This is a genomic window from Thermobifida cellulosilytica TB100 (assembly GCF_001517975.1).
Classification (GTDB): domain Bacteria; phylum Actinomycetota; class Actinomycetes; order Streptosporangiales; family Streptosporangiaceae; genus Thermobifida; species Thermobifida cellulosilytica.
In genome coordinates this window covers 77,538-82,472 of the sequence record NZ_KQ950183.1, presented here as the reverse complement: position 1 = coordinate 82,472, position 4,935 = coordinate 77,538, and the positions used below count along the sequence as shown (strand labels likewise).

5 protein-coding genes are annotated in these 4,935 nt (G+C 75.8%); 2 read left to right on the top strand and 3 right to left on the bottom strand.

The window, feature by feature from the left end:
- Nucleotides 1-194: 194 nt before the first annotated feature.
- The 3 genes from AC529_RS13075 to mraZ form a co-directional block, all read right to left on the bottom strand.
- On the bottom strand, nucleotides 195-614 hold the full coding sequence (locus tag AC529_RS13075) for a cell division protein FtsL (protein ID WP_068757600.1): 420 nt from the start codon (nucleotides 612-614) through the stop codon (nucleotides 195-197).
- Between the two features lie 74 nt (nucleotides 615-688).
- Nucleotides 689-1,681: a 16S rRNA (cytosine(1402)-N(4))-methyltransferase RsmH gene (rsmH, locus tag AC529_RS13070; RefSeq protein ID WP_068757059.1), complete on the bottom strand. Its 993-nt coding sequence runs from the start codon at nucleotides 1,679-1,681 to the stop codon at nucleotides 689-691.
- A gap of 244 nt (nucleotides 1,682-1,925) precedes the next feature.
- On the bottom strand, nucleotides 1,926-2,357 hold the full coding sequence (gene mraZ / locus AC529_RS13065) for a division/cell wall cluster transcriptional repressor MraZ (protein ID WP_068757057.1): 432 nt from the start codon (nucleotides 2,355-2,357) through the stop codon (nucleotides 1,926-1,928).
- Nucleotides 2,358-2,639: 282 nt separating this feature from the next.
- Between mraZ and AC529_RS13060 the strand changes: the two genes are divergently transcribed.
- Nucleotides 2,640-3,626 (top strand): AAA family ATPase, encoded by a 987-nt coding sequence (locus tag AC529_RS13060; RefSeq protein ID WP_068757055.1) that lies wholly within the window; start codon nucleotides 2,640-2,642, stop codon nucleotides 3,624-3,626.
- A gap of 30 nt (nucleotides 3,627-3,656) precedes the next feature.
- Nucleotides 3,657-4,877, top strand: a complete 1,221-nt coding sequence (locus AC529_RS13055; protein ID WP_232306727.1) for a DUF58 domain-containing protein — start codon at nucleotides 3,657-3,659, stop codon at nucleotides 4,875-4,877.
- Nucleotides 4,878-4,935 lie beyond the last annotated feature (58 nt).

The following is a 4,935-nucleotide window of genomic DNA, read 5'->3' as shown; positions in this document are numbered from 1 at the left end:
GGCGGCGTCGGACTCGGGGGTGGGGGGAGCGCCGGGCGGCCTTCGCGGGCCCCGGCCCGGGCCCGCGCCGGCTGCCCGCCGCGGACGACGGCCGACGGGGGCCTCTGGGACTGCGGTCGCGCGGTGTGCTCAACGGTGGACGTTCCCCCCTGCTCGGTGCCCTGTCGCGGCGGCGCGGGACGGCGCCGTCGCGGTCACTCGCCCGCCCCGTCCGACTTCCCGGTGATCCGGCCGCTGTCCAGGTCGAGGAACTGGGGTTCGGCGCCGGGGCGCATGCCCAGCTCCTCGGCGGCGTCGGCGATCGCCTCGGGCGACTCGGCGCGCATGACCTGTTCGCGCAGGGCCTGCTCCTGCTGGCTGAGTTCGCGGTTCTCCTGTTGCAGCCGTGCGATCTCGAAGGTGTCCTCGGCGAGGACCGCGTGCAGCATCAGCAGGGTGACCATCGCCCCGCCGAGCAGTCCCAGGATGAGCAGCACGAACGGCAGGCGCGGCGCGGAGGTGCGCGGACGGGCGGCGCGGCGCGGCGCGGGGGCGCGCCCGGTGCGCGGGCGGGGTGCTGCCGTGCGCGGTCTGCTCCGTGCGGTCTCGGTGTGTTCTCTGGTGCTGGTCTCCACTGTGTTCTCCCGGACGCCGTCGCGGCTCCCGGCACGGGCCGGGGCGCGCTGGTGCTGACTGGCGGGGCCGACGGTCACGGCTCCCGCGTTCTCTCCGCGGCCCGCAGCCGGGCCGACGCCGCTCGGGGGTTGCGTGCGGTCTCCTGCTCGGTGGGGAGTTCGGCGCCCCGGGTGAGCAGGCGCAGTTCGGGCTGCCGGTCCGGCAGGGGCACCGGTAGTCCGGGCGGGGTGGTGTCGGTGCTCAGCGCGGCCAGGGCGCGCTTGGTGATGCGGTCCTCCAGGGAGTGGTAGGACAGCACGACGACGCGCCCGCCCACGGCGAGGCGGGAGATCGCCGCGGGCAGGGCGCGCTCCAGGATGGCGAGTTCGGAGTTGACCTCGATGCGCAGCGCCTGGAAGGTCCGCTTGGCGGGGTTGCCCCCGGTGCGGCGCGCCGGGGCGGGGATGGCCTCGCGCACCAGGTCGGCGAGGACCCCGGTGGTGCGCACGGGCTCTCTGGCGCGGCGCCGCACGATGGCCTGGGCCACCCGCGCGGCGTAGCGCTCCTCGCCGTAGACCTTGAGGATGCGGGTGAGCTCCCCGGCGGAGTAGGTGTTGACGACGTCGGCCGCGGTGCGCTCCTGGGTGCGGTCCATGCGCATGTCCAGCGGCGCGTCGTAGGAGTAGGCGAAGCCGCGTTCGGCCTCGTCCAACTGGGGCGAGGAGACGCCCAGGTCGAACAGGAGGCCCTGGACCCGGTCGATGCCGAGGTCGTCCAGGACGCGGGGGATGTCGGCGTAGACGGCGTGGACCAGGCTGACGCGGTCGGCGTGGGGGGCGAGCCGCCTGCGGCTGCGCTCCAGTGCGGTGGTGTCGCGGTCCACGCCCACCAGGCGCAGGCCCGGGTGGGCGTCGAGCAGCGCCGCGGAGTGGCCGCCCAGGCCGAGCGTGCCGTCCACGACGACGGCTCCCGGCTGCTCCAGCGCCGGTGCGAGCAGCTCCAGGACCCGCTCCAGCATGACCGGCACGTGTGCTGGGGCGGGGGCGTCGCGGTGTCTCGGTGCGCCCCCCGGCGCGTCGCCTGCCACTGGCGAGTCTCCCCCTTGGTCGTTGTTCCCCGTGGCCGTCGCTCCCCTCCGGGCACGGTCGGGCCTCCAGACGCGCCCGTCGGGCGCGGTCGCCGTGTGCCCCGCTGCCACCTGGCGCCGGGGAAGATGCGCCAGGTGGGACCTGACCGGCCGCGTCTGGAGGCCTGGAACCCGACGGGGATCGACAGCCGCGACCCCCGTTGCGACCGCGGCGCAGCCCGTGGCGGCGCGGCGGTCCGCGGGATCACAGCACCCCCGGCAACACCTCCTCCGCCAGCTCCGCGAATACCTGCTCCTGTTCGGCCTCGTAGTCGGCCCAGGTCCGGGCGTCCCAGATCTCCAGGCGCGTGTTGGCCCCGATGACCACGCAGTCCCGGTCCAGCCCCGCGTAGGCGCGCAGGTTCGCCGGGATGGTCACCCGACCCTGGCGGTCGGGAAGCTCGTCGGAGGCACTGGCGAAGAAGACGCGGCTGTAGTCGCGCACCGCCTTGGCCGTGACCGGAGCCGAGCGGAGGACCTGGGTGATGCGCTCGAACTCGCGGATCGGGAAGACGTAGAGGCAGCGCTCCTGGCCCTTCGTGACCACCAGCCCTCCCGCCAGTTCGTCGCGGTACTTCGCCGGAAGGAACATGCGTCCCTTCTCGTCGAGTCGCGGCGCGTGGGTGCCGAGGAACATCGTCTCCCACCTCCCGACCGCGAGGGCTCTTCCTCCACTTGGCTCCACTGTACTCCACTCTCCCCCACCGTCAACAGCGCCGGACGGCGCCGAACACCCGCCGTACCAGCGGAACCACCCTCCGCAGAGGGGGTGCGCGGGCGTCCGCGGAGGGTCCCGACACGCCGCCGCGGCCCCGGCCGGGCCGGGGCGCGCCGCGGCCGGACCCGGCCCCCTTGTTTGCAAAGCCCCGCTTTGGCCCTAGCCTCGTGGTGAATCAGCCACGACACTCAAGGGGGACACGTGTCGCTCGACACCCGGGTGAACGGCCCCGCCGACAGTCCCGCAGGCGTCAGCGGCCTCCTGGATCCCGCGCACCGCATCAGGTCGGCGGTCGAAACCGTGATCACGGGCAAGCCCGAGGTCATCCGGATCGCCCTGACCGTACTGCTGGCCGAGGGGCACCTGCTCATCGAGGACGTCCCGGGTGTGGGGAAGACCATGCTGGCCAAGGCGCTGGGGCGGGCCGTCGACTGCACGGTCAGCCGCGTGCAGTTCACCCCCGACCTGCTGCCCGGCGACATCACCGGCGTGAGCGTCTACCACCAGCAGCGGCGCGTGTTCGAGTTCTGCCCGGGTCCGGTGTTCGCCAACATCGTGCTGGGCGACGAGATCAACCGGGCCTCCCCCAAGACGCAGTCGGCGCTGCTGGAGTGCATGGAGGAGGGTCAGGTCAGCGTCGACGGCGTCACCCGGCGCCTGGAGCGGCCCTTCATGGTGATCGCCACGCAGAACCCCGTCGACACCGAGACGGAGGGGACCTACCCGCTGCCCGAGGCGCAGCGGGACCGCTTCATGGCGCGCGTGTCCATGGGCTACCCCGACCCCAGCGCCGAGCTCGGCATGATCGACTCGCACACGGTGTACTCCCCGCTGGACCGGCTCGCCCCCGTGGCCACCGTCGCCGAGGTCAACGCGATGATCGAGTGGGTCCGCCGGGTCCACGTCGCGCCCGCGGTCAAGCGCTACGTCCTCGACCTGGTCACGGCCACCCGGACCACCCCGTCCCTGCTGCTGGGCGCGTCCCCGCGGGCCACCCTGCACCTGGTGCGCGCCGCCCGCGCCTACGCCGCCCTGGGCGGCCGCGACTACGTGCTGCCCGACGACGTCCAGGCGCTGGCCGTCCCGGTGCTGGCGCACCGCCTGCTGCCCAGCACCGCGACCCACCGCTCCCCCGCCGACGTGGTCGGCGAGCTGGTGGCCACCGTCCCCGTCCCGACCCAGGGCTGACCGCCGGGAGCCGAGAGCGAGAAGGTGAACGTGCTGCGGTCCCTCACCCCGCGCGGCTGGGCGCTGGCCGCCACGGGAACGGCGATCGGCGCCGGCGCGCTGCTGCTCGGGGAACGCGACCTGCTGCGCTTCGCGGTGCTCGTGCTGTCGCTCCCCCTGGTCGGCGCGGTCCTGCTGGTGTTGTGCGCGCCCCGGGACCTGACGCAGACGCGCACGCTGTCGGCGGTGCGCGTCCCCGTGGGCGGCGACTGCCGGGTGACGCTCACCCTGGCCCGGGCCGACACGGCGCTCCCGCTCCCGCTCGGCCCGGTCGTCGCGGAGGACCGGCTGCCGTTCGCGCTCGGCTCTCCGCCCCGCTTCCCGCTGGGGCTGCTGCGCCCCGGCGAGCGGCGGAGGTTCTCCTACCGGCTGCGCTCGCACGCGCGCGGGCGCTACCCGGTCGGCCCGCTGGTCCTGAGCGTGACCGACCCGCTGGGCTGCGCGCGTCTGGAGCGCCGGGTCGGCGCGGAGGCGTCGCTGCTGGTGGTCCCCAGGACCGTGGAGCTTCCCGCGGTCGCGCCGCGGGGCGGCGGGACCGGGGCGGGCGGGCAGCGGCGCGGCCCCAGGCCCGCGGACACCGCGGAGGACGCCGTCCCCCGCCCCTACCGCCCCGGCGACGACGTGCGCCGGGTGCACTGGCGCTCCACCGCGCGGCGCGGCCGGCTCATGGTGCGCGGCGAGGAGCAGCGGCGCCTCGACCACGGCGCCGTCCTGGTGGACCTGCGCTCCGCCGCGCACACCGCCGCCGCGGCCGCCTCCTCCCTGGAGGACGCGGTCGTCCTGGCCGCGTCGGTCGCCGTGCACCTGGTCGGCCTGGGGCACCGGCTGCGGCTGCTGGGCGCGGGCGAGGGGCCGGTGGACGCGCGCCACCGCGACACGGTCCTGGACGCGCTCGCCGTGGCCCGCCCCGTCACCGGGGAGTCCTCCCTGGTGGAGGACATCACCCGGCTGTCGCGCAGCCCGGTGCTCGGCCGCGGCATGCTGGTCGCGGTGCTGGGCGCGCTCTCCCCGGAGGAGGTGGCGGCCCTGGCGGCGTGCCGGGCGGGCCGGTCCGGCACGCGGGTCGCGGTCCTGGTGCCGCGGGCCGCGTGGTCGGCGCAGGAGCGCGACCGGGCCGCCTGGGCGCTGGCGGAGGCGGGCTGGCGGGTACTGTGCCCCGACCGCGTCGCCGACCTGCCCGGACTGTGGCGTGACTCGGGGGAGGCCCGGTGAGACCCGTCGACCAGGCGCTTCCCGCCACCCTGCTGTCGCTGGCCGCCGCGGCCGCCGC